This is a genomic window from Streptomyces curacoi, assembly GCF_001513975.1.
GTDB classification, from domain to species: Bacteria; Actinomycetota; Actinomycetes; order Streptomycetales; family Streptomycetaceae; genus Streptomyces; species Streptomyces curacoi.
Genome location: NZ_KQ947991.1, coordinates 412,174 through 434,679, shown reverse-complemented (window position 1 = coordinate 434,679; position 22,506 = coordinate 412,174). Strand labels below are relative to the sequence as shown.

19 protein-coding genes and 1 pseudogene are annotated in these 22,506 nt (G+C 71.7%); 8 read left to right on the top strand and 12 right to left on the bottom strand.

Features of this window, described 5'->3' with window-relative positions; genetic code table 11:
• Positions 1–113: 113 nt before the first annotated feature.
• Positions 114–1,145: a hypothetical protein gene (locus tag AQI70_RS27865; RefSeq protein WP_062154817.1), complete on the bottom strand. Its 1,032-nt coding sequence runs from the start codon at positions 1,143–1,145 to the stop codon at positions 114–116.
• Positions 1,146–1,310: 165 nt separating this feature from the next.
• Between AQI70_RS27865 and AQI70_RS27860 the strand changes: the two genes are divergently transcribed.
• Positions 1,311–4,790 carry a DNA polymerase III subunit alpha gene (locus tag AQI70_RS27860; RefSeq protein WP_062154970.1) on the top strand — a complete coding sequence of 1,160 codons (3,480 nt, stop codon included), beginning with the start codon at positions 1,311–1,313 and terminating at the stop codon, positions 4,788–4,790.
• Positions 4,787–5,755, top strand: coding sequence for a DNA polymerase Y family protein (locus AQI70_RS27855; protein ID WP_062154815.1), 969 nt, complete (start codon positions 4,787–4,789; stop codon positions 5,753–5,755). The genes AQI70_RS27860 and AQI70_RS27855 overlap by 4 nt, the downstream gene beginning before the upstream one ends.
• A gap of 3 nt (positions 5,756–5,758) precedes the next feature.
• Here the strand turns inward: AQI70_RS27855 and AQI70_RS27850 are convergent, their stop codons facing one another.
• The gene (locus tag AQI70_RS27850; RefSeq protein ID WP_062154813.1) at positions 5,759–6,106 is read right to left on the bottom strand and encodes a cupin domain-containing protein; all 348 of its coding nucleotides are present in this window, start codon (positions 6,104–6,106) and stop codon (positions 5,759–5,761) included.
• Here AQI70_RS27850 and AQI70_RS27845 point away from each other — a divergent pair.
• Together AQI70_RS27845 and AQI70_RS27840 are read left to right on the top strand one after the other, a co-directional pair.
• Positions 6,093–6,320 (top strand): annotated as a pseudogene (locus AQI70_RS27845) (MarR family transcriptional regulator); the annotation flags it as partial. The gene AQI70_RS27850 and the pseudogene AQI70_RS27845 overlap by 14 nt on opposite strands.
• 175 nt (positions 6,321–6,495) lie before the next feature.
• Entirely contained in the window at positions 6,496–7,404 is a 909-nt protein-coding gene (locus AQI70_RS27840) for an esterase/lipase family protein (RefSeq protein WP_062154811.1), read from the top strand.
• Positions 7,405–7,491: 87 nt separating this feature from the next.
• Here AQI70_RS27840 and AQI70_RS27835 read toward each other — a convergent pair whose 3' ends face one another.
• Entirely contained in the window at positions 7,492–8,505 is a 1,014-nt protein-coding gene (locus tag AQI70_RS27835; RefSeq protein ID WP_062154809.1) for a lytic polysaccharide monooxygenase, read from the bottom strand.
• Between the two features lie 168 nt (positions 8,506–8,673).
• Between AQI70_RS27835 and AQI70_RS27830 the strand changes: the two genes are divergently transcribed.
• Positions 8,674–9,123, top strand: a complete 450-nt coding sequence (locus tag AQI70_RS27830; RefSeq protein ID WP_062154807.1) for a GNAT family N-acetyltransferase — start codon at positions 8,674–8,676, stop codon at positions 9,121–9,123.
• 34 nt (positions 9,124–9,157) lie between these two features.
• On the opposite strand, the gene AQI70_RS38755 is transcribed toward AQI70_RS27830, so the two are convergent.
• Positions 9,158–9,295 (bottom strand): hypothetical protein, encoded by a 138-nt coding sequence (locus AQI70_RS38755; RefSeq protein WP_107117093.1) that lies wholly within the window; start codon positions 9,293–9,295, stop codon positions 9,158–9,160.
• Between the two features lie 138 nt (positions 9,296–9,433).
• Between AQI70_RS38755 and AQI70_RS27825 the strand changes: the two genes are divergently transcribed.
• Positions 9,434–10,048, top strand: a complete 615-nt coding sequence (locus AQI70_RS27825) for a class I SAM-dependent methyltransferase (protein WP_062154805.1) — start codon at positions 9,434–9,436, stop codon at positions 10,046–10,048.
• Here AQI70_RS27825 and AQI70_RS27820 read toward each other — a convergent pair.
• Together AQI70_RS27820 and AQI70_RS27815 are read right to left on the bottom strand one after the other, a co-directional pair.
• A complete protein-coding gene (locus AQI70_RS27820) occupies positions 10,045–10,548 on the bottom strand; it encodes a ribonuclease FAU-1 family protein (protein WP_062154803.1) in 504 nt (167 codons plus the stop codon). The genes AQI70_RS27825 and AQI70_RS27820 overlap by 4 nt on opposite strands.
• Complete coding sequence (locus AQI70_RS27815; RefSeq protein WP_062154801.1) at positions 10,529–11,458, bottom strand: GNAT family N-acetyltransferase; 930 nt, start codon at positions 11,456–11,458, stop codon at positions 10,529–10,531. Before AQI70_RS27815 ends, AQI70_RS27820 begins: the two co-directional genes overlap by 20 nt.
• A 70-nt stretch (positions 11,459–11,528) precedes the next feature.
• On the opposite strand from AQI70_RS27815, the gene AQI70_RS27810 reads away from it, so the two are divergent.
• Positions 11,529–11,897, top strand: coding sequence for a GntR family transcriptional regulator (locus AQI70_RS27810; protein ID WP_062154799.1), 369 nt, complete (start codon positions 11,529–11,531; stop codon positions 11,895–11,897).
• 152 nt (positions 11,898–12,049) lie between these two features.
• Here the strand turns inward: AQI70_RS27810 and AQI70_RS27805 are convergent, their stop codons facing one another.
• Positions 12,050–12,823, bottom strand: a complete 774-nt coding sequence (locus tag AQI70_RS27805; protein ID WP_062154797.1) for a DUF72 domain-containing protein — start codon at positions 12,821–12,823, stop codon at positions 12,050–12,052.
• A gap of 37 nt (positions 12,824–12,860) precedes the next feature.
• Positions 12,861–13,955 (bottom strand): DUF5925 domain-containing protein, encoded by a 1,095-nt coding sequence (locus tag AQI70_RS27800; protein WP_062154795.1) that lies wholly within the window; start codon positions 13,953–13,955, stop codon positions 12,861–12,863.
• A 256-nt stretch (positions 13,956–14,211) separates the two neighbouring features.
• On the opposite strand from AQI70_RS27800, the gene AQI70_RS27795 reads away from it, so the two are divergent.
• Positions 14,212–15,624 carry a GH39 family glycosyl hydrolase gene (locus AQI70_RS27795; RefSeq protein ID WP_062154793.1) on the top strand — a complete coding sequence of 471 codons (1,413 nt, stop codon included), beginning with the start codon at positions 14,212–14,214 and terminating at the stop codon, positions 15,622–15,624.
• Between the two features lie 36 nt (positions 15,625–15,660).
• On the opposite strand, the gene AQI70_RS27790 is transcribed toward AQI70_RS27795, so the two are convergent.
• From AQI70_RS27790 to AQI70_RS27775, 4 genes are read right to left on the bottom strand one after another with little or no spacing between them, the layout of a single operon-like run.
• Positions 15,661–19,515: a lipopolysaccharide biosynthesis protein gene (locus tag AQI70_RS27790; RefSeq protein ID WP_062154791.1), complete on the bottom strand. Its 3,855-nt coding sequence runs from the start codon at positions 19,513–19,515 to the stop codon at positions 15,661–15,663.
• Positions 19,508–20,308: a polysaccharide deacetylase family protein gene (locus tag AQI70_RS27785; RefSeq protein ID WP_062154789.1), complete on the bottom strand. Its 801-nt coding sequence runs from the start codon at positions 20,306–20,308 to the stop codon at positions 19,508–19,510. Before AQI70_RS27785 ends, AQI70_RS27790 begins: the two co-directional genes overlap by 8 nt.
• Positions 20,305–21,309 carry a glycosyltransferase family 2 protein gene (locus AQI70_RS27780; RefSeq protein WP_062154787.1) on the bottom strand — a complete coding sequence of 335 codons (1,005 nt, stop codon included), beginning with the start codon at positions 21,307–21,309 and terminating at the stop codon, positions 20,305–20,307. Before AQI70_RS27780 ends, AQI70_RS27785 begins: the two co-directional genes overlap by 4 nt.
• The gene (locus tag AQI70_RS27775) at positions 21,306–22,160 is read right to left on the bottom strand and encodes a glycosyltransferase family 2 protein (protein WP_062154785.1); all 855 of its coding nucleotides are present in this window, start codon (positions 22,158–22,160) and stop codon (positions 21,306–21,308) included. Before AQI70_RS27775 ends, AQI70_RS27780 begins: the two co-directional genes overlap by 4 nt.
• Between the last annotated feature and the right edge of the window lie 346 nt (positions 22,161–22,506).

Genomic DNA, 22,506 nt, shown 5'->3' with positions numbered 1-22,506 from the left:
CACTTCGGCCGGGAGGTGCCGCGTGTTGACGCCGGTCATTGCGGGCGGACACCCCCCGGCATGTCCCCTTCCCGCCGTACGCGGCTGCCGCGTCGCGGGGGTGCGCGTGCCCTCTACGGCTTCCGGTTTCGGAGTCCTGCCGTCAGGAGCGTGATCGCGGTTCCGACTGCCGCCCAGGCCGAGAGGGTCAGGAGGGCGGCCGTGGTGTCGTTGCCCTTGAAGTAGGCGATCGAGCGTGCTGCCCAAGTTCCCGCGCCGGGTGGGAGGGCTGGGCCGATGTCTCTCCAGAACGGGGGGAGCAGTGGGGGTGGGAGGGCGCCGCCCGCGCTCGGATTGCCCAGGATGACGACGATCAGGATGACCAGGCCGATGCCTGCCAGGCCGAACATGGCCTGGCAGGCGAGGGTGGCGGCGCCGACCGCGAAGATGATCAGGGCGCCGAGGCCCCAGAGGGCGGCGATGCTGCCCGGCAGGGCGCCCAGGATCGGGCCGACGATCAGGGCGCCGCCGAGGCCGCCGGCGATGGCGACCAGGGCCATGGCGATGAGGCGGATCAGCGAGCGCCTGGATGTGGGGCGGCCGGCGCCTGAGCTGATCGTCATGATCGACGCGCACAGGTAGCCGCCCACGCACCAGCCCACGGTCACGTAGAAGGAGGAGAGACCGTTGGCGTCGTGCCGGTCGGCCGGGGCCACGTCGAGGGTGCGGAGGGTGCGGGCCTCGGATTTCTCCAGGGTGGTGACGAGTGTCTCCAGGGTGGTGGCCAGCACTCTTCCGCCTCCGGTGGCGACCAGGAGGGTGTCGGTGGTGCCGTCCGGGGCGATCAGCAGGGCGCCGTCGAGTTCGCGGTTGAGGATCTTGGTTCGGGCGGTTGCCTCGTCGGGCACGGCGCGCGGGTCCAGGGGGTCGCCGGGCAGGTTCGCCAGCCGGGTCACCGCCTGCTGGGCGGCCGCCTGGGGTGCTACGACCCCGAAGGGCACGTCCTTGGGTTTGGGGTCGTGCAGCGCGCCCACATAGGAGGCGATGAAGAGGAGGTGGAGGGCGACCACGCCGATCACGAGCAGGGTGGCTCGTGGGGTGACGGCGTCCTTCACTTCGGCCAGGAAGGGGTTGCGCGGAGTGTCGGCGCCGGTGGTCTGCGTCATGTGCCCACGGTCCGGGTCCCGGGGTGTTTGTGCAGGTGGGAGGCGGCCGAACGGATGTCGTACGGATGTTCGAGAACGGTCCTGGAATGGTCTATGGTGGGGGTGGGAGAGTTGGGAACTGATGTTCGAGAGTCGCTCTCGGGCTCGTGAGTGCGGGAGGTGCGTGTGCCGGGTTTCACGCATCTGCACACCGTCTCCGGGTTCTCCCTGCGCTACGGGGCCTCGCATCCGGAGCGGCTGGCTGAGCGCGCCTCCGAGCGGGGCATGGACGCCCTGGCTCTCACCGACCGTGACTCGCTCGGAGGTGCGGTTCGGTTCGCCAAGGCCTGCGCGGCGGCGGGGGTGCGTCCGTTGTTCGGGGTGGAGCTGGCCGTGGAGGCGCTCGGGCTGCCGGGGTCGGAGGAGCCCGTGCGGCGGCGTCGGGTCCCGGTGCGGGGAGGGGCTTTTGTCGATGAGTCGACTCCTCGGGTCACCTTTCTTGCCCGGGACGGGGCTCGGGGGTGGAGTGATCTGTGCCGAATCGTTTCGGCTGCGCATGCCGGTGACGGGCCGCCGCTGCTGCCTCGGGGCGACAACCGGGGTGACGGACTGATCGTGCTGCTCGGTCCCGACTCCGATGTCGGACGTGCGCTTGCCGCCGGTCGTCCCGATCGGGCCGCCGGGCTGCTTGGGCTCTGGCGGGAGGTCTACGGCGACTCCCTGCGGCTGGAGGCCGTCTGGCACGGGCGTAAGGGCACCGGTCCGGGCTCCCTGCGGCTGGCCGCCCGTACCGTCGGCTTCGCCGCCGAGCAGCGCGTGCGGCCCGTGCTGAGCAACGCCGTCCGGTATGCCGATCCCGGTCTGGGACCGGTCGCCGATGTGCTGGACGCCGCACGCCGGCTCGTGCCCGTCGACGCCACCAAGGAACTGGACTCCGGTGAGGCCTGGCTCAAGGGTGCGGGTGAGATGGGGCGGATTGCCGAGCGGGTCGTCGAGGCTGCGGGCTTCCGGCGCGACACCGCGCACCGGCTGCTGGAGCAGACCGAGGCGGCAGCTGCCGAGTGCCTCGTCGATCCCGAGGGCGATCTCGGGATGGGCAGCGTCCACTTCCCCGAGCCCCATCTCGTCGGCGCCGGGCGGCGCACCGCCCAGCGGGCGCTCGCCTCGCGGGCGGTGGCGGGCATGGTGCTGCGCGGCTACGACGGGCGGCGGGCGTACTGGGAGCGGATGCATCAAGAGCTGGACATCATCGCCCACCATGGGTTCGCTTCCTACTTCTTGACGGTCGCTCAGGTGGTGGACGATGTAAGGAAGATGGGGATCCGGGTGGCCGCGCGGGGTTCCGGTGCGGGGTCCCTCGTCAACCATCTGCTCGGCATCGCGCACGCCGACCCCGTGGAGCACGGGCTGTTGATGGAGCGCTTCCTGTCCAAGCGCCGGCTGGTGCTGCCCGACATCGACATCGACGTGGAGTCCGCGCGGCGGCTGGACGTCTATCGCGCGATCATCGACCGGTTCGGGAGCGAGAGGGTCGCGACCGTCTCGATGCCGGAGACCTATCGGGTGCGGCATGCGATCCGGGACGTGGGTGCCGCCCTGTCCATGGACCCGGCCGACATCGACCGCATCGCCAAGTCCTTCCCGCACATCCGGGCACGGGACGCCCGTGCCGCGCTGGACGAGCTGCCCGAGCTCAGGCAACTGGCGAGGGAGCGGGAGAAATACGGCAGGCTCTGGGAGCTGGTCGAGGCTCTCGACGCCCTACCGCGTGGCATCGCCATGCATCCGTGCGGGGTGCTGCTCTCCGATGCTTCGCTGCTTTCCCGTACGCCGGTCATGCCGACCAGCGGTGAGGGCTTTCCCATGTCGCAGTTCGACAAGGACGACGTCGAGGACCTCGGGCTGCTCAAGCTCGATGTGCTGGGCGTGCGGATGCAGTCGGCGATGGCGCACGCCGTCGCGGAGGTGGAGCGGGTCACGGGGGAGCGGATCGACCTGGACGCGCTCGACTTCGAGCGGGGGGACGGCGATCCGGCGACGTACCGGCTCATTCGTTCGACGGAGACGCTCGGCTGCTTCCAGATCGAGTCGCCCGGACAGCGGGACCTGGTCGGGCGGCTTCAGCCGGCCGGTTTTCATGACCTCGTCGTCGATATCTCGCTCTTCCGGCCCGGGCCGGTCGCCGCCGACATGGTGCGGCCCTTCATCGAGGCGCGGCACGGGCGGGCGCCCGTCCGTTATCCGCACCCGGACCTGGAGGGGCCGCTGCGGGAGACGTACGGGGTCGTCGTCTTCCACGAGCAGATCATCGACATCGTGCACATCATGACCGGGTGCGGGCGTGATGAAGCGGATCGGGTGCGGCGTGGTCTTTCCGATCCGGAGTCCCAGGGGCGGATCCGGGTGTGGTTCGCGCAGCACGCGGCCGCCAAGGGGTATGACGCGGAGACGATTCGGCGGACCTGGGAGATCGTCGAGGCCTTCGGGTCGTACGGCTTCTGCAAGGCGCACGCGGTCGCCTTCGCCGTGCCGACCTATCAGTCGGCCTGGCTGAAGACCCATCACCCGGCCGCCTTCTACGCGGGGCTGCTCACCCATGACCCCGGGATGTATCCGAAGCGGCTGCTGCTGGCGGACGCCCGGCGGCGTGGGGTGCCGATCCTGCCGCTGGATGTGAACGTGTCGGGGGTCGCACACCGGATCGAACTGGTGTCTGAATCCGGAAGGGCTGGGGGGACTTGGGGGCTGCGGCTCGCACTGTCCGACGTGCACGGCATCAGTGAGGCCGAGGCCGCGCGGATCGCGCAGGGGCAGCCGTACGCCTCGCTGCTCGACTTCTGGGAACGGGCGCGCCCGAGCCGGCCGCTCGCGCAACGGCTCGCCCAGGTCGGCGCGCTGGACGCCTTCGGGGACAACCGGCGCGATCTGCAACTGCACCTGACCGAACTCCACCGGGGTGCCCGGGGCGGCGGCGGGGACCAACTCCCTCCCCCACTACTCAACGTGTGGGATGTACCCCCAGCCGGCGGGCGGAAGACGGCCCCGGCCGGGCTGCCCGACCTCACCTCGGCGGAGCGGCTCAGCGCCGAGCTGGGCGTGCTGTCCATGGACGCCTCGCGCAATCTGATGGACGACCACCGGGAGTTCCTGGCGGAGCTGGGCGTGGTCAGCGCACGTCGGCTGCGCGATGCCCGGCACGGTGAGACGGTGCTGGTCGCGGGCGCCAAGGCGGCCACCCAGACGCCGCCGATCCGGTCCGGCAAGCGGGTCATCTTCAGCACGCTGGACGACGGTACGGGGCTGGTCGATCTCGCCTTCTTCGACGACTCGCACGACGCCTGTGCCCACACCGTCTTCCACTCCTGGCTGCTGCTGGTGCGTGGGGTGGTGCAGCGCCGCGGTCCGCGCAGTCTGAGTGTGGTGGGGTCCGCCGCCTGGAACCTCGCCGAGTTGATCGAGCTGCGGGCCGAGGGCGGGCTGGACGTGGTGGCGGCGCGGCTGGCGGAGCCGGTGGCGGAGGGGGACGGTGGGGATCCGGCACGGGGGCGGCGCATCCAGATGTCCACCGGATACGAACTGAACCCGTGGGCCGATCTGCGCCCGGCGGGTCAAGAGCCCTCACAGGTAAGGAAGTTGTGGCATCAGAGTCCGGGGAGTGCGGGATGACCATCCTCTGCGTACGTTTCCAGCTGCCGCCGACGGACGAGGCGGCCCTGCCGGGGCTGCTCGGACTGCTGGAGGACTTCACCCCGGTCGTCGAGGCGCTGCCGCCGGACGGGGCGCTGGCCGATCTGCGGGGTGCCGAGCGGTACTTCGGGCGCGACGCGGTCGAGCTGGCGTCGGTGATCCGGGTGCGCGCCCTCGCCCACCATGGGGTCGACTGTGCGATCGGCGCCGGCCCGGGCCCGATGCTGGCCCGCGTGGCACTGCGGGACGCCCGGCCCGGGGTGACCTGCGCCGTCCCCGAGGACGCCGTCGCGGAGTTCCTCGCCGAGAAGCCCGTCGCCGCACTGCCCGGCGTCGGTGCCGCCACCGCCCGCACCCTGTGCGAGTACGGCCTCGACACCCTGGGCCTGGTCGCCGCCGCACCCCTGTCCACGCTCCAGCGGCTGGTCGGCGCGAAAGCCGGGCGGGATCTGCACGAGAAGGCGAGCGGAATCGACCGGGGCCGGGTGGTGCCGAACGCCGTGTCCCGTTCGCTGGCCACCGAACGTCCCTTCACCCGCGACGAGCTGGACCCCGACCGGCACCGCCGCGCCCTGCTCTCCGCCGCCGAGGAACTGGGCGCCCGGCTGCGCGCCCTGGACAAGGTCTGCCGCACCCTGACCCTCACCGTCCGCTACGCCGACCGCTCCTCGACAACCCGCAGCCGCACGCTGAAGGAACCGACGGCCCACTCGGCGGCGCTGACCAGGGCGGCGTACGGCATGTACGAGGCCCTCGGTCTCCAGCGCGCCCGCGTCCGCGCCCTCGCCCTGCGCGCCGAGGGCCTCGACCCCGCCGAGCAGGCCTCCTACCAGCTCACCTTCGACCCGCTCGATGAGAAGGCCCGCCGGATCGAGGAGGTCGCCGACCGCGCGCGAGCGAAGTTCGGGCCGCGTGCGGTGATGCCGGGGGCGCTGGCGGCGTAGGCGTCAACGTGCCCACGGGGGTGCGACACGTGTCCCGTCGGACAGTTCGGCCTCCAGGCCGATGGAGGTGGTGACCCAGGTCGTCGCGGTCCGGTCGGTCGGGTTCTCGACGGCGAGGGTCGCGCCGGGATTGACGATCAGCGTGTCGCCCGCGGTGATGCGGACCGTGTCCCCGTCGAGGGCGACGAGCAGATCGCCGTCGAGTACGTGCAGGATCTCCTCCTTGTTGACGGTGTGCGCGGGCGCCTTGGCGCCGGGCGGGATCTCTCCCCGCCAGGCGCACAGTTCTCTGCTTCCCGTGAGCGGAGTGGCGTACGACACGAAGCGGGCACCGTACGAGATCGTGCGCAAGGGGTATGCCGAGCGCCGGCCGCACCCCGGCGATGCGCGCGCCCGGCTGGTCGTGCTGACCGAGCGGGGGTGGGCCTGCACGCGTGCGGCCGAGGACGCGGCCGCGGAGGCCGTACGGGCGTGGGCCGAGGTGCTGGGTGAGGGTGACGTGCGGGCACTGCTCGACCGGCTGGTGCGCATCGCACCCCATGGCCCCATCCGGCCCGCCTGGTGAGGGTTCCTCAGAAGTCGTGAACCGGCCCTGACTATCACTGGAAGTTTTTACTGACGCGTAACTTCACACCTCTCCTACCCGCCCGTAACTTGACGGGTGAACAGCATCCTCGTGATCCGGATCACAGGGCGTAAGGCCGTCGCACCTCCCCTTTGAGCCGCAAGGAGATCACCCGATGCTGCCCTGGAAACGAGTGCTCAGACCCCTGGCCGCACTGCTGCTGACCACCGCGGTCGCCGTCGTCCCCGCCACCACCGCCCAGGCGGCCGACGCGGCGGCGACCTCGAGCTGGGGGTCCCCCCTGCTCGAGCGGAGCCGAGAGCTTGGGGGAGGCTGGAACGACTACTCCTGCAAGCCGTCCGCCGCCCACCCCCGCCCTGTCGTCCTCGTACACGGCACCTTCGCCAACTCCGTCGACAACTGGCTGGGACTCGCGCCCTACCTGACGGACCGCGGCTACTGCGTCTTCTCCCTCGACTACGGCCAGCTGCCGGGCGTGCCGTTCTTCCATGCCCTCGGCCCCATCGACAAGTCGGCCGAGCAACTGTCCGCCTACGTCGACAAGGTGCTCGCCGCGACCGGCGCCGCCGAGGCCGACCTCGTCGGCCACTCGCAGGGCGGCATGATGCCCCGCTACTACCTCAAGTTCCTTGGCGGCGCCGCCAAGGTGAACGCCCTCGTCGGCATCGCGCCCAACAACCACGGCACCGATCTGGCAGGGCTCACCAACCTGCTGCCGTACTTCCCCGGTGCCGAGGACCTGATCACCGCCGCCACCCCCGCCCTCGCCCAGCAGATGGCCGGATCCGACTTCATGACCAGGCTCAATGAGGGCGGCGACACCGTTCCCGGCGTCCGCTACACGGTCATAGCCACCAAGTACGACCAGGTGGTCACGCCGTACCGGAGCCAGTTCCTGACCGGTCCCGGCGTGAAGAACGTCCTCATCCAGGACCTGTGCGCGGTCGACCTGTCCGAGCACGCCTTCCTGGGCCTGACCGACCGGATCGCCTTCCACGAGGTGGCCAACGCGCTGGACCCGGCGCACGCCACCGCCACCACCTGCGCCTCCGCGATCAGCTGAGCCGTGAGTGGGCGACACACCGCCGGGGTCTGACCGGCCTGAGCCGCCGGTCAGACCCCGGAGTACTGGGAACAGCCGAGCCGTGGATCAGCGGCCGTGGTGACCGCCGCCGGCCGCCCGTCGGCGCACCGACGTGAACAGCACCGCCGAACCGAGCGCCAGGGTCGCCGCACCGCCCATCGCGAGATACGCCGTGCTGCCGTCCCCACCGGTCTCGGCGAGGTTCTCGGCGGCGCCGGCCGCCTTCGGCTCGTTGGCCGGGGCGGGCCGCGCGTCCTCGGCCCCCGCCACCGGCTCCGCCGACGTACCGGCCTCCTGGTCCCCATGGCCGTGGTGCTCGACCGTCGACTTGTCGGCACCGTCCTCGATCTGCTCCTCGGAGGGCGCGGACGCGCTCGGGGCCGCCGACGCTCCGGTGCCGGTGCCGGTGCCGGTGCCGGTGCCGGTGCCGCTGTCGCCGTTGCCGCCGCCGAACGTGACGTCCGAGCAGGAGTAGAACGCCTCCGGGCTGTCCGAGCGCTGCCAGACCGCGTACAGCAACTGCTTGCCGGAGCGCTCGGGCAGGGTGCCGGAGAAGGTGTAGAAGCCGCCCGTGGCCGCCGGGTCGGTGGCCGTGGCCACCGGGTTCGCCAGATCCAGGTCGTCCCAGGCCAGCGGCTTCGTCGGGTCGTAACCGGCCTTGGTGATGTAGACCTTGAAGGTGCCCTTGTGCGGGGCGGTCACGCGGTACTTGAAGGTGTACGACCCGCTGCGCACACTCGTCGCCGGCCAGTCGGCGCGGGCCAGGTCCAGGCCCTTGAACGCCTCGCTGTTCGCGCTGCACAGCCTGCCGTCCGGAATCAGCTGCTGGTGGCGCCCGGCCGCGTCACCGATGCGTATGCCGTTCCAGTCGTAGAGGGCCTGCGTACCGCCCGCCGTGACCGCCGCCCTGCACGCGTCGGACTTCGGGCTCTCCGGGCCCTCCGCGTAACACTGCGAGACCCGGCTGACGGGGTCGCCCATCGAACCGTGCGCCGCGGCGGGGGCGGTGGCGAGGGCGGTGAGGGCGAGCGGGGCCAGGCCGAGGGTGGCGACGACGGCGGCCTTGCGGCGTGCGGGCATGGAAGATCTCCTCAAGGGGGTCCTGACGCGTGGGGGTGAATCCCGTGGGGGTGATCAGAAGCTAGCCCGGGAAAGCCGCGAAATCGCCTGCTGAAGGCGGGCGATGGCGATCTTTAGGGTCCCCTTAAGGGAGTGTTCGGACTGCGATCAGGTAGGTACCGTCGCCGCATGACGGACGACGACATCAGGTCGGCGGTGGCCGCCGACGTATCCGCAGTGAAGGCCGTGACCGATGCCGCCTACCACCACTACATCGAGCGCATCGGAAGGGCGCCCGTGCCCATGGAGGCGGACCACGGGGCGAACGTGGCCGCGGGGAAGGTGTTCGTGACCGGCGATCCCGTGCTCGGGCTCGTCGTCGTCGAGGCCCACGAGGACCATCTGTTCCTCGACAGCATCGCCGTCCACCCCGACGCGCACGGCAGGGGCGTGGGGCGGCGGCTGCTGCACTTCGTGGACGCACACGCGCGTGCGCTCGGCCTGACCGAGGTCAGGCTCTACACGAACGCGCTGATGTGGGAGAACCAGAAGATCTACCCGAAGTACGGCTATGAGATCACCGAGCGGCGCATGGACGGGCCGTACGACCGTGTCCACTACCGCAAGCGGCTGACCTGACGCGTTTTCCGTCTTGTGAGACCGGCAGGGCGTTTCAGCCGTCCGGCCACCAGGTGCGTGCGATGTCCTTGCGGACCTCCGGTCGTCCCGAGGGGCGCTCGTCCGCCTCCTCCTGGACCCGGCGGACGTCCGACTTCCTCTTCAGGGGCTTCTGCACGGTCACACGGCGCATGGCTGCCTCCTTCAGTGCCTACCGAGTTCCGTGTTGTCACGGAGGTAGACCCTTTTCGCGAGAGTTGCTCATCGGTGCAGGTCTGTCAGTGGCGGCAGTCACCATTGGACTGTCAGTGGCGGGTGTCACTCTTGGGCCATGACGAACGGTGAACACGCCATCACGGGGGCGGACGTGGACTGGGACGCGGCGGCCGCCTCCTTTGACGACGAGCCGGACCACGGCCTGCGCGACCCCGACGTGCGCCGGGCCTGGGCCTCGCGGCTGCGGTCCTGGCTGCCCGAGCCCGCCTCCGACGTCCTCGATCTCGGCTGCGGCACGGGCAGCCTGTCGCTCCTCGCGGCCGAACAGGGACACCGGGTCACGGGGGTCGACCGGTCCCCGGCGATGGTCGGCGTCGCCCGCGCCAAGCTCGCCGGGCGTGACGCGGCGTTCCTCGTCGGTGACGCGGCGGCGCCGGCGGTGGGCGAGGAGCGGTTCGACGTGGTGCTCGTCCGCCATGTCCTGTGGGCGCTGCCCGACCCCGCGCGCGTGCTGCGGCACTGGGCGGGGCTGCTGCGGCCCCGGGGCCGGCTGGTGCTGGTCGAGGGCGTGTGGGGGAGGGTGAGCCCCGTCGGCATACCGGCCGACCGGCTCACCGGCCTCCTCGCCCCGCTCGCCGGGCAGGTGCGCGTGGAGCGGCTGTCGGACGACGAGGCGCTGTGGGGGAAGGCCGTGGACGACGAGCGGTATGCCGTGCTGGCGGGCATCTAGGCCAGCAGCGACTCCAGGCCGCCCTCGACGGTGGCGAACACCTCCAGCTCGTCCAGGGCGGTCATCGCGGCGCCCGCCGCTGCCGGATCCCGCTCCGCGAGGCCGCTCTCGGCGAACTCGTCCTCGTCGAGGCGGTGTACGTCCGTGCCGTCGGCCGAGCGCCACAGGTCCAGGTCCAGGTCCTCCACGACCAGCTCGGTTCCGGAGAGGGTGGCGGGCCGGGTGATGTCGCAGTACCAGCCCTTGAGGGTGCCCTTCGCGTCCCGGACCTCCTTGATCGCGTACCAGCGGTCGCGCCAGTAGTACTCGGTGAAGACGTCGCCCGGTTCGAAGCGGACGAAGCCGAAGTCACGGACTCCGTCGCCGGACCAGGGGGCGCGCACGGCGATACGGGTGCCGTCGTCGGCGATCAGCTCGGCCGCGTAACGGATCTTCGTACGGCCGGCCTTGACGAGGACCACCTCCAGCGGGCGGGCCCGGTCAGCCGAGTTCGCGGACATGGCGGACCTCCGTCGCGCAGATCTCGTACCCGAACGACCGGTTGATCGCGAGCATGGGTTCGTTGTCGGTGTCATTGCCCGTGAACGCCTCCTTGTAGCCGGCGGCGCGGGCGCGGTGCAGGGAGGCGTTCTTGGCGAGCTTGGCCAGTCCACGGCCGCGGAAGGCGCGGGCGGTGCCGGTCATCGCCGTGGCGTAGCGGGTGCCGCGGTCCGTGTGGGCGGCGCTGAAGGCGGCGGGACGGCCGTCGACGACCGCGACCGACGTCAGGTCCAGGTCGAGGAGCGGATGCTTCCAGGTCTCCTGGAGCCAGGCCTCGTAGTCGGTGAACTCGGCGTCGATGTCGCTGGGTTCGTCGGACGTCGTCTCCGCGTCCAGCTCGAACATCGGACGCGGGTCGTCCGCGAAGTCGGCGGCCGTGCGCAGTTCGACGCCCGGCGGGAGGTCCGGCAGAGGCGGGAGCCTGCCGTTCGCCAGGTCCAGGCGGAGGAAGTGGGCGGAGCGGCTCGCGCGATAGCCGTGCCGCTCGGCGAACGCGCGGTTGCCCGGCTCGTCGAGGACCCAGGAGAACAGCTTGGTCGCCCCCCGCGCGATCAGGTGCTCCTCGGCGGCGCGGACGAGGAGTGCGCCGGCGCCGCGGCGCGTGCGGTCCGGGCGCACATAGACGTTGAGGTAGCCCTGTCCGGGCTCCGGGCTGTCGTACGCGAGGCCGACCTGGGCGGTGCCGATCGTCTCGCCGTCCTCCTCCGCGACGAGGGAGCGGTAGTGGGCGTCGGGGTGGGTGTGGGCCTGCCGGTGGACGATGGCCTGCGGGACCCAGAGGACGTAGGGAAGAGCGAGGTGGCGGCTGTGGGCGAAGCGCTCGACGTCTGCGGGCACTTCGAGGCGGAGGTCGCGCACGGTCACGGTCATGAAGGCGCACGCTACGGGGGGATCCGGCCGGGTGCCTCTCATTTTCCGGCGGGTACGGGACAATCGGCCTGTGACCTTGAAGATCCACATCGACGACAGTGCCGCGCCGTACGAGCAGGTGCGGGCGCAGATCTCCGAGCAGGCGCGGTCGGGCGCGCTGCCGGTGGGGTACCGGCTGCCGACCGTGCGGGGGCTCGCGGAGTCGCTGGGGCTGGCGGCCAACACGGTCGCCAAGGCGTACCGGGCGCTGGAGAGCGACGGGGTGATCGAGACGCGGGGGCGCAACGGCACGTTCGTCGCTGCCGCCGGCTCGGCCGCGGAGCGGGAGCTGGCGTCGGCCGCACAGGCCTACGCGGAGCGGGCCCGGCGGCTGGGGCTGGACGAGGACGCGGCGCTCGCCGCCGTGCGGGATGCCCTGCGGGCGGCTTACGGGAGGTAGGGCGCCTGCCTCGGTAGGGATTTCGCTGATCCGGTGAGGGCGGGTGCTGAGCCGGGTGAGGGCGGGTGCTGAGCCGGTGCGGGCGCGTGCTGATCCGGTGAGGGGAGGTGCTGAGCCGGTGAGGGCGGGTGCTGAGCCGGTGCGGGCAGGTGCTAAGCCGGTGCGGGCAGGTGTCGTGGGGTGCGGGTCGGCTCCAGGCCCGCCCCGCTCGCCACTCGCGCGAACGCCATCGCGTCCTCCACCGCCGCCCCCGTCGGGTCGTTGTTGAAGTACGCGTAGACGTCCTCGCCGCTGGACCAGGTGTCCGCGATGCGGTGGGCCCAGGTGTCCAGCGCCTGGCGGCCGTAGTGCGGCCAGGGCCGGGCTCGGCCCTGGTGGAAGCGGACGTAGCCCCAGTCGGCGGTCCGCCACAGCGGGGTCACGGGACGGGACTCGACGTCGGCCCAGCACAGGGCCGCACCGCGCGCCCGAAGCACCGCACGGACCTCCGGCGTCCACCAGCTGTCGTGGCGTGGCTCCACCGCGACCCGGGTGGCGGCGGGGAAGCAGGACAGGCAGGCGTCCAGCAGTTCGGTGTCCGCTCGCAGCGTGGGCGGCAGCTGGAGGAGGACCGGGCCCAGCCGGTCGCCCAGCCCCTCGGCGTGGGTCATCAGGCGGTTCACCGGCTCCTCGGGCTCCCGAAGCCGTTTGATGTGGGTCAGGTAGCGGCTCGCCTTCACCGCGACGACGAAGTCCTCCGGCACCCGGCCCCGCCACGCCTCGAAGTTCTCCCGTGTCGGCAGGCGATAGAAGGCGTTGTTGAGCTCGACCGTCGCGAAGTGCGTCGTGTACTCCTCCAGCCACAGCCGCATGGGGACGTCGGCCGGATACAGGACGTCCCGCCAGTCCTTGTACTGCCACCCCGACGTGCCGACAAGCAGGGTCATACGTCCATCAAAGCACCCCGTGCCCCCGTGCGGCCCGCTACAGGTACAGCCCCGCGTCCGCCCCGTCCCGCGGCTCCGGCAGCGACGTCGGGGACGTGCCCCGCTTCAGTGCGTACAGCTCCGCCAGCGTCGCCCCCTCCCGGCCGACGCCCTCCTCGGTGCCGAGCCAGTTCACCGCCTCCCGGCGGGTCAGCGGCCCCACCTCGATGCGGGCCAGACAACGGCCGGGTCGGACGACGGCGGGGTGCAGGCGTTCCAGGTCCTCGTTGGTCGTGACGCCGACCAGGACGTTGCGGCCCTGGCCGAGCAGGCCGTCCGTCAGGTTCAGCAGCCGGGACAGCGCCTGGCCCGCCGTGTGCTTGGCCTCGCCGCGGATCAGCTCGTCGCAGTCCTCCAGGAGCAGCAGCCGCCAGCGCCCCTTGCCCGTGCCGTCCTCCTCGCCGATCGCGATGTCCATCAGGTACCCGACATCGCTGAAGAGCCGCTCCGGGTCCAGGACGCAGTCGACCTGGCACCAGTCCCGCCATGAGCGGGCCAGCGTGCGCAGCGCGGACGTCTTGCCCGTGCCCGGCGGTCCGTGCAGCAGGAGCAGACGGCCCGCGATGTCCTCCGGGGTCGTCTTCATCAGACGGTCCATGGCGTCCGCGACGGGCGCGGTGTAGTTGGCCCGCACCTCGTCCCAGGTGCCCGCCGAGATCTGCCGGGTGGTGCGGTGCGGGCCGCGCCTGGGGGAGACGTACCAGAAGCCCATGGTCACGTTCTCCGGCTGCGGCTCGGGCTCGTCCGCCGCGCCGTCCGTCGCCTCGCCCAGCACCTGCGCCGCCAGTTCCTCGCTGGTCGCCGTCACCGTGACGTCGGCGCCCCGGTTCCAGCGGGAGATCAGTACGGTCCAGCCGTCGCCCTCCGCCAGCGTGGCGCTGCGGTCGTCGTCGCGGGCGGCGCGCAGCACGCGGGCGCCCGGCGGCAGCAGCGTCGCCCCGGACCGTACGCGGTCGATGTTCGCCGCGTGCGAGTACGGCTGCTCGCCCGTCGCGAAGCGGCCGAGGAACAGCGCGTCGACGACGTCGGACGGCGAGTCGCTGTCGTCGACGTTGAGCCGGATCGGCAGAGCGTCGTGTGGGTTCGCAGACATGCGGCCATGATCCGGCACGCGGCGGCCCCGCGCACCCGGTTTCCGCCGCACGTCCCGCCAACGGTCCACGCCCCGGGACCGCGCCGCCGCTCCCGCCGCACCCCGCGGCCGGCTGCTGCACCTGTACCCCCGTGGCCGCCTGCCGCACCTGTACTGCCGCGGCCGGCTGCTGCACCTGTACTGCCGCGGCCGGCTGCCGCACCTGTACCGCCGAAACCCGCCCGTCCGGCTGTCCCCCCGGATACCGTTGTCCTTGATGGGACGTCATGGGTGGAATTCGGGGGCGGGGCGGTGGCGGCTCACCGCGCTGCTCGGGGTGGGCGCGGCGGCTCTGGCGCTGGTGGTGACCCTGCTCAGCACACTGCCGGGGAACGGCGTGAACACCGACGGCACCTCACGGGACGGCGACAAGGTGCACGGCAACCCGACCGCCACTCCCGACGCGACGAACCCGGAGGTGGGCTGGGGGTTCACCCACACCCGGCACAGCGCCGACGAGGGCGCCCCGGCCGCCGTCAAGCGCGTCGGGGGACGGCTCGCGGACGCCGGGGGACTGCCGCAGATCCAGCACATCATGGGCTGGGGCGCCGACAACCCCGAGCCGGTCGAGGGGCGTTACGACTTCGAGGCGATGGACCGCCGGATCGACTTCGTCCGCGCCTCCGGCAGCACCCCGGTCGTCACCCTGTGCTGCGCCCCCGACTGGATGAAGGGCGGCAAGGCCGGCGTCGACAACACCGACTGGAGCCAGGCCGCCCTGGAGACGGCACCCGAGCCCGAGCACTTCGAGGACTTCGCCGCGCTCGCCGTGACCGTCGCCAAGCGCTACCCGGACGTACGCCACTTCATCGTCTGGAACGAGTTCAAGGGCTTCTGGAACGACGCCGAGGCCCGCTGGGACTACGAGGGCTACACCAAGCTCTACAACCTCGTCCACAAGGCGTTGAAGAAGGTCGACCCCGACATCATGGTCGGCGGGCCGTACCTCGTGATGGACAGTGTCGACCCGCGCGCGCAGGAGGCCTCGAAGACCCTCACCGGCCCCTGGGGCGCTCTGGACCAGCGCACCGTCGACGCCTTCGAGTACTGGAACAGGCACAAGGCAGGCGCCGACTTCGCCGTCGTGGACGGCTCCAGCTACACCCGGGACGACGAGCTCCTGCCGGACGAGTTCACGGCCACCGACAAGTTCACGGCCGTGAGCCGGTGGGTGCGGAAGCAGACCGGCGACCTGCCGCTGTGGTGGGCCGAGTACTACGTCGAGCCCGCCGACGGCAACGACGACCGCCACGGCTGGTCCGAGGCCCGCCGGGTCGCCGTCCAGGCCTCCGGAATGATCGCCATGGCCAAGGGCGGCGCCTCCTCCGGCTTCTACTGGAACCCGCAGGAGGAGAAGGGCGCCGACTGCCCGGGCTGTCTGTGGACGCCGACCGGCACCGCGAGCGGTGGCGAGAAGCTGCCGATGTACGACCTGGTGGCACGGTTCAGCAGGGAGTTCCGGCCGGGCACCGGGTACGAGGCGGTGTCCGTGGACAAGCCGGACGTCCGGGTCCTCGCCACGGACAAGGTGGTCCTGGTCGTGAACACCCTCGACCGGCGGACCAGCGCGAAGATCGGCGGCAAGAAGGTCGAGCTGCAGGCGTACGAGGTCAAGTGGCTCAAGCGCTGAGCCACTTGACCGCTGAGCGACTCCCTGGGCGACCGCCTATTCGATCGTCAGGAACCGCTGCACCAGCGAGGCCAGCAGCACCGCCAGCAGCGGCAGCGAGAACCAGAAGCTGCTCTGCAGCCACCGCAGCTGCCGCACGCTCGGCGCCATCGCCACCCGGACGACCTCCCGCGCCATCAGCAGCAGGATCAGCGAGACCGCCGCGAGCCCGCCGACCACCGACCACGGCGTCCAGGTCACCTGCGGCCCGATCGGCCCGGGATCGGCCTTCGGAACCTCGCCCGGCGGCTGCTTCCGCAGCGCGTACATCGTCGCGTCGGCGTTGGCGAAGACCTTCTTCAGCTCCTGCCGCTTGTCCAGGTTCTGGAGCAGGCGTGACTCCCAGGTCGCCGAATAGCCGACGTCCAGCCGGAGATAGGTCACCTGACTGCGGTTGATCATCAGATACGAGTTCGGGCCCGCGTCCTTCAGCGCCTTGACCAGCCCCGACACCAGCACCGGGTCGGCCGGCGCGAGCGTCGGCCGGTACTCCACCTTCTCCATGTCCTCGGCGCCCCACGGCATCGACGGCGTCACGACGTTGACCGGGTCGTCGCTCAGCCACAGCAGCCGCAGGCTCGGATCGTCATGGGCGTACACGTACTCCATGGCGGCGACCTCGCCGGGCCGCACCCGCTCGAACGGCTCGTTGCCCCAGCGCGCCACCAGGAACCCGCCCATGAGCACCAGCCCCGCCATCAGCGCGGCCAGCGGGGCGAGGCTCACCCTGTCCTTGTCGCGCTCCTTCGCGGTGACGCCGGTGCGCGGGAAGAGGGCGAGTCCGGTGAGCAGGGCCGCGCCGGGCAGGGCGAACATGAAGACCCGCAGGGCCATCTCACCGCCGTACGACTGCATGCCGAAGCCCAGGAACGGCACGAAGGTCAGGACCGGCAGCGAACGCTCCCGGTAGTGGTGGAAGCGCCGGCGCCACCAGCCCCAGCAGGCCATGGCCATCACACCGCCGGCCAGCAGCACGCGGGTGTACAGCACCAGCTTGTGGGTGGAACTGCCGCCCTCGATACGGCCGGAGACGGAGGACGACACATTGCTGCCGACGCCGCCGACCCCGCCGAAGAGCTCGTCGAAGTGCCCGGACCAGTACGGCTCGGCCATGAAGCCGATCCAGACCGTCACCATGACACCGAACAGGATGGGCAGGCCGCGCAGTTCGGACCTGCCGATCAGCACGAGGGCCGTCAGCACGCCCAGCATCACGAACGGCGTGAGCTGGTGGGCGGGGACGCTCGCCGCGAACAGTCCGGTGACGACCATCAGCAGGACGGCCCGCTGCCGCCGGTCCGCCGGCTCGACCTCGACCTCGCCGGGCCGCCGCTTGGTCCAGATCACCCGCGGCGCCCGGAACCAGACCAGCAGGATCGCCGCGAACACCAGGTACAGCAGATAGGTGAAGCCCTGCGGCGAGAAGTAGTCCTGGCCCACCCAGCCGCTGAGCACGAAGACCCAGATGCCGGTCCACTTGGCGCGCCAGCTCGCCCGCATCGAGCGCACGAGCAGGAACATCGGCGCCAGATACAGCAGTTGCATGGCCGGCGGCCACCAGCGGATGACCTCCGTGAGGTCGCCGACCCCGCACGCCTTCGCGACGAAGGCGGCCACCGCGAAGAAGCCCGGCCAGCTCCAGCGCGCGTCCAGGTCGGGCACGGCGGACCCGGTGCGGTCGATGTAGTCGAGGAAACCGAGATGCTGCCAAGCCGTCGCGAACCGCGGCTCGGTCTCGATCAGCGCGGGCAGGGAGTGCAGGGACACGACCGTGGCGAGCAGGGTGACCAGCAGCAGCGCCCTGTGCTCCCGGCCCAGCCACAGCAGCGAGGCGAACACCACCGCCAGCAGCGCGGCGCCGGCCAGCGTCGGCAGCGGCAGCACGGAGACCAGCCCGAGCCCGCCCATCCCGTCCAGGTCGGCCTCGCCGAGCCGCAGCGCCGGCACCCAGTACAGCAGCAGCGCGGCGATCAGCAGACAGCCGAGGACGACCCCGAGCCGGGTGGGCAGCAGGCGTTCACGCCAGGTGGGCGAGGGCGCGGCGGGCGGTCGTACGGCCTCGTCGGTCATGGGCGGCTCTTCCCGTACGGCGGCCTCCTGCCGTACGACGGCCTCCTCCCGTACGGCAGCCTCCTCGCCCTCCCTCGGTGCGGCCTCGTCGTCCGGGCCCGTGTCGAACTCGGCCCTGTCGAACGGCGCGTCCACCTCGGCGGGTCCCAGCGAAGCCTCCGAGCCCGGCTCGCGCTCCTCCACCGGCAACCCGAGCTCCGGCTTGCGGGCCCAGGCAGGGCGGTGCTCCGGGTGGGCCGGCGGGGTGCCCGTGGGCGGCGTACCCGGCCCCGGGCGGACGTCGGGCCGGCGATCGAGGTGGTCGAAGTCGACATGGATGCCGAGGGCGAGGGTGTCCGTGTCGAGCGCCCAGGCGGGCATGCGCCCCCGCGCCCCCTGGGGAAGCTCGCGCGCCCCCAGGTCGGCGAGATCACCGTCGGGGGCCGCGTCCTCGGGGACGGTGGTGGCGCCCTTCGCCGTCCTGTACAGCTTGGGCGCGGCAATGGCGACGATCACCGCGAGAGCGGCGATCTCGGCGACGCCCGCGCCGGTCAGGCCCATGCGGGGGAGCAGCAGCAGCGTCAGACCGAGCACCAGGGCGCACAGCAGGCCCTGCAGCCAGGCCAGTCCGGCGGTACGGCTCTGCGCGCGCAGGACCGCGAAGTACGTCTCCATGACGACCCGCAGCAGCGCGCCGACGGCGAACCAGCGCAGCAGCGGGGTCGCCGCGTCCGCGTAACCCTGGCCGAAGACGCCCAGGATCCAGGGCGCGCCGAAGAACAGGATCGCGGCGACCGGCAGCATGATCCGCGCCATGCGCCTGAGCGCGGCCCGGGTGTTCGCGGCCAGCCGTCCCGGGTCGTGCGAGCCCTCGACCGTCAGGGAGGCGCCCATGTTGATGGCGAGCAGATTGACCGTGCCGCCGATCGTGGCCGTGATGTAGAAGTACGCGTTGTTCTCGGAGGACACCTGCGCCGCCACGATCACCGGGACGAGATAGACCACGGCGAGGGAGAACAGCGAGCCGGTGTAGTCGCCCGCCAGGAACGTCCCGACCTCCTTCAGGGACGGCGGGGCGGCGTGGTCCTCGGTCGCCTTCACATGGCGCGGCACCAGGCGCCGGAACACCAGCCAGCCCAGCGGCAGCACCGACACCGCGATCGCCGCGACCCACGACACGAACACCCCGGCGGTGGGGATCGCCACCGCGAAGGCCACCAGCAGCCCCAGCTTCACAGCGGAGAACACGGTGTTGCCGACCGGCACCCACACCGCGCTGCGCAGCCCGGTCAGCACGCCGTCCTGGAGGGTGAGCAGGTTCCAGGCGATGACGGCCATGACGAAGAAGACTCCGCCCGCCGCCCCGTTCAGGAACCCGTACGACGGCCCCCACAGGTCCAGCGTCAGCAGGAAGACGCCCGCGGCCAGCGCCACCACCACACAACTGCCCGCGTACGTCCGGAAGATCAGACGGCCGCTCGCACGGCCCGCCACCGGGATGAACCGGGCCAGCGCACCCGTCAGCGTCACCGCCGTCAGCCCAGCGAGGAACTTCATGGCGGCGATCGCGGCGGAGCCCTGGCCGACCGCGGACTCGGAGTAGTAGCGGGCCGCGGCCAGCCAGAAACCGAGGCCCAGCACGGCGGAGATGCCCGTGTTGATCATCAGGGCGTAGGCGTTGCGGAACAGCTGACTGCCCCCGGAGGACCTGCCCATGCCGGGCAGGCGAAGCCAGCGCCCCGACTGCTCGGGCGCCGCCGCGTCGGTCGACGCGGGCTCGGTCGTGGTCGTCGTGTCAGACACGGGAACGGATGGCCTTCCGGCGGACCTGTCGTGCTCTGCGGACCAGGGCGTAGCCCTTGGTGAGGGCGCGGTCCCCGGCGAAGGTGCGGGCGATCGCACGGCCCTCGACCATGCGCCCGAACTCCTCGATGCCGGTGCTGCGGCGCACGGTCAGCCGGGTGAGGCCGTACGGCCCCTGCCGCCGCCGCGCGAGACCGTTGTTGACGGCGAGCGCCTGGGCGTACCCCGTCTCGCGCACCGCCTCGCGCACCCGGCGGCTGGAGTAGCCGTACGGGTAGGCGAACGAGGCCGGGACGGTGCCGAGTTGGTCGCTGATGATCTCCCTGCACAGGATCAGCTCGGAGCGCAGCCTGCTCTCCGGAAGCTGGTCCAGCTGCGGATGCGTGTGGCTGTGGCCGCCGATCTCGACGTCCGCCTCGGCGAGTTCGCGGACCTGGTCCCAGTCGAGCATGGTGTCCAGGCCGCCGCCCGTGTCGTGCGGGCCCCTCAGCCAGCCCGTGGAGACGAACACCGTGGCCGGGAAGCCGTGCTGGGCGAGCACGGGCAGGGCGTGCCGGTGCACGCCCTCGTAGCCGTCGTCGAAGGTGATCAGCACCGGCCGCTCGGGCAGCGGTTCGCCGGAGCGCCAGCGGGCCGCGAGCTCGGCGGTCCTGACGGGCGTGAGGCCCAGATCGCCGATCAGCGCCATCTGCTCCGCGAACGCCTCCGGCGTCACCGACAGCGCCCGGGTGGCGTCGTTCGGCGAGGTGGAGACGGCGTGGTACATGAGAATGGGCACGCGCCCGCCGGTCATCTGCTTCCCCCCTCGGCGCCCGCTTCCCCTTCGCGCCCCGCCACCGAGTACGTAACGCCGCCCCGGCGCGCCCGGACACTCCCCACCACGTACCCGCCGGCCGCCGTGAGCACCCCGGCGACGATCGCGCCCGCCCGCCCGGCACCGCCCGGCCGGGCCAGCAGCGCGTCCCGCAGCCCGCGTGCCACTCCGGCCGGCAGGACCCGGGTGGCGTACCGGCGCTCCGACTCAAGTCCCTTGTCGGCGCCCACACTTCGGGCCACCAGTGCCTTGGACAGCCCCTCGGCGTAGGTGCGCGTGCGGAAGTACCCGAAGTGCTCACGCGCCTCGGGCACCCGGTGGTGGATCACCGCGCGGTCGTCGATCAGCAGGACCGCGTCGGGCCTGGCCCGCGTCAGCCGGATGCACAGTTCCGTCTCCTCGCAGCCCAGCGGCAGCCGGTCGCCGTCCCGCCCGATGCCGCTCGCGAAGCCGCCCGCGAAGTCGAACGCCGTACGCCGGAAGGAGGCGTTGCCGCCGAGGACGTTGCGCACCTTCACCCGGCCGCGCGGCAGGCCCCGGTAGGTGCAGCCGACCACCCAGTCGAACTCCTCCGGGAACCAGTCCGGCCGGCGGCCCGACGCCCAGACCGGCTCGGTGCGCCCGCCGACGGCCATGACGCGCGGGTCGGCGTACCCGGCCGCGAAGTGCTTCAGCCAGCCGCGCTCGGCCACGGCGTCGTCGTCGAGGAACGCGATCACCTCGCCGTACGAGGCGGCGATACCGGTGTTGCGCCCGGCGGACAGGCCGCGGGGGCCCGCGTTGGCGAGCACCCGCACATCGGCCGCCTCCTTGTACTCCTTGGCCAGCCGGTCCAGGAGCGCGTCGTTGTGGTCGACGACCAGCAGCGTCTCCAGGGCCGGATACGACTGCGCCCGCACCGAGGAGACCGCCGCGAGGATGTCCTCCCAGCGGTCCTCGGTGTACACGCAGATCACGACGGAGATGCCGGGACCGCTCAAGACGCCTCTCCCCGGACCGAATGACCCGAGCGCACCGGGCGCACCGAGTCGAGCATCGGGGAGTGCGCCGCGGCGGTGCGGCGGCGCAGCGCGCGCCGGTTGGAGCGCTCCTTCAGGATCACCTTGAGCACCCTCAGCCCGTCCCGCACGGCCCGCAGATTGCTGGTGCCGTGGATGCGGAGGTACTCGTGGCTGGGTATCTCCTGCACCTTCAGCCCCGCCTTGACGACCCGGATGTTCATCAGGGTCTCCACCTCGAAGCCGGTGCAGTCGAGGTCGATCTTGTCCAGGCAGTGCCGCCAGAACGCGTTGTATCCGTAGCAGAGGTCGGTGTAGCGGGCGCCGAACTTGCGGTTGACGGCCGTGCACAGCGCCCAGTTGCCGAGCTTGCGGATGGGCGTCATGTCGTCGGTGCCGCCGCCGTTGGCGAAGCGGGACCCCTTGGCGAAGTCCGCGCCCGAGACCAGGGCGGAGACGTACGACAGGATCTCGTTGCCGTCGGCCGAGCCGTCCGCGTCGACCATCACGATGATGTCGCCGGTGGCCGCCTCGAACCCGGTGATCAGGGCATCCCCCTTGCCCTTGCCGTGCTGCCGCACGACCTTCACGTCCGGCCACAGCTCACGGGCCACTTCGACGGTGTTGTCGGTGGAGTTGCCGTCCACCAGGACCACTTCGTGTATCCAGTCCGGCAGGGTCTTGAAGACGTACGGAAGGTTCTCCCCCTCGTTCATGGCCGGGATCACCACGCTCACCGGCGGCGCGATGGCCAGGTGCGAGGAGACGGGCCGGTACTTGCCGGCTGTGGACGGACCTTGGTCCGCGACCGCCGGGCGCAGAACAGAGCTCATGAGTCTGGTCCCTCTCGTCCGGTGGACCGCCCGCCCCTGGGCGGCCCGGTTTTGTGTCCGGTTCGAAAGGGGGGTCCTCACCTCACGGCACGGATGAGTGGAACTCCGTGCGCGCTCGGTGAGCTGGCATGTCTGGCCGACCACCGGAAAAGCGGCAGCCGGTCGCGCGGCACGACTCGGAGACATGTGCGGACACCGTCACCGAGCACCCCCCTACCGCGCCCCGCGCCGGGACTGCCGCGGTCCCTGAGCCCTCCCCTGGAGCCGCTTGCAGACAGTCCGATGCGGGTGAGATGTACGACGGTATTGATGATTGAGACTGTATGGCAAGAGCTGGAACGAGCTC

Excerpts from the sequence above, each read along its gene's own strand:
- AQI70_RS38755 (WP_107117093.1), bottom strand. The coding sequence starts at position 9,295 with ATGCGCCGTGTGACCGTGCAGAAGCCCCTGAAGAGGAAGTCGGACGTC.
- AQI70_RS27855 (WP_062154815.1), top strand. The coding sequence starts at position 4,787 with ATGACCATCCTCTGCGTACGTTTCCAGCTGCCGCCGACGGACGAGGCG.
- AQI70_RS27795 (WP_062154793.1), top strand. The coding sequence starts at position 14,212 with ATGGGACGTCATGGGTGGAATTCGGGGGCGGGGCGGTGGCGGCTCACC.
- AQI70_RS27815 (WP_062154801.1), bottom strand. The coding sequence starts at position 11,458 with ATGACCGTGACCGTGCGCGACCTCCGCCTCGAAGTGCCCGCAGACGTC.
- AQI70_RS27830 (WP_062154807.1), top strand. The coding sequence starts at position 8,674 with ATGACGGACGACGACATCAGGTCGGCGGTGGCCGCCGACGTATCCGCA.
- AQI70_RS27775 (WP_062154785.1), bottom strand. The coding sequence starts at position 22,160 with ATGAGCTCTGTTCTGCGCCCGGCGGTCGCGGACCAAGGTCCGTCCACA.
- AQI70_RS27825 (WP_062154805.1), top strand. The coding sequence starts at position 9,434 with ATGACGAACGGTGAACACGCCATCACGGGGGCGGACGTGGACTGGGAC.
- AQI70_RS27785 (WP_062154789.1), bottom strand. The coding sequence starts at position 20,308 with ATGACCGGCGGGCGCGTGCCCATTCTCATGTACCACGCCGTCTCCACC.
- AQI70_RS27840 (WP_062154811.1), top strand. The coding sequence starts at position 6,496 with ATGCTGCCCTGGAAACGAGTGCTCAGACCCCTGGCCGCACTGCTGCTG.
- AQI70_RS27835 (WP_062154809.1), bottom strand. The coding sequence starts at position 8,505 with ATGCCCGCACGCCGCAAGGCCGCCGTCGTCGCCACCCTCGGCCTGGCC.
- AQI70_RS27800 (WP_062154795.1), bottom strand. The coding sequence starts at position 13,955 with ATGTCTGCGAACCCACACGACGCTCTGCCGATCCGGCTCAACGTCGAC.
- AQI70_RS27805 (WP_062154797.1), bottom strand. The coding sequence starts at position 12,823 with ATGACCCTGCTTGTCGGCACGTCGGGGTGGCAGTACAAGGACTGGCGG.
- AQI70_RS27820 (WP_062154803.1), bottom strand. The coding sequence starts at position 10,548 with ATGTCCGCGAACTCGGCTGACCGGGCCCGCCCGCTGGAGGTGGTCCTC.
- AQI70_RS27865 (WP_062154817.1), bottom strand. The coding sequence starts at position 1,145 with ATGACGCAGACCACCGGCGCCGACACTCCGCGCAACCCCTTCCTGGCC.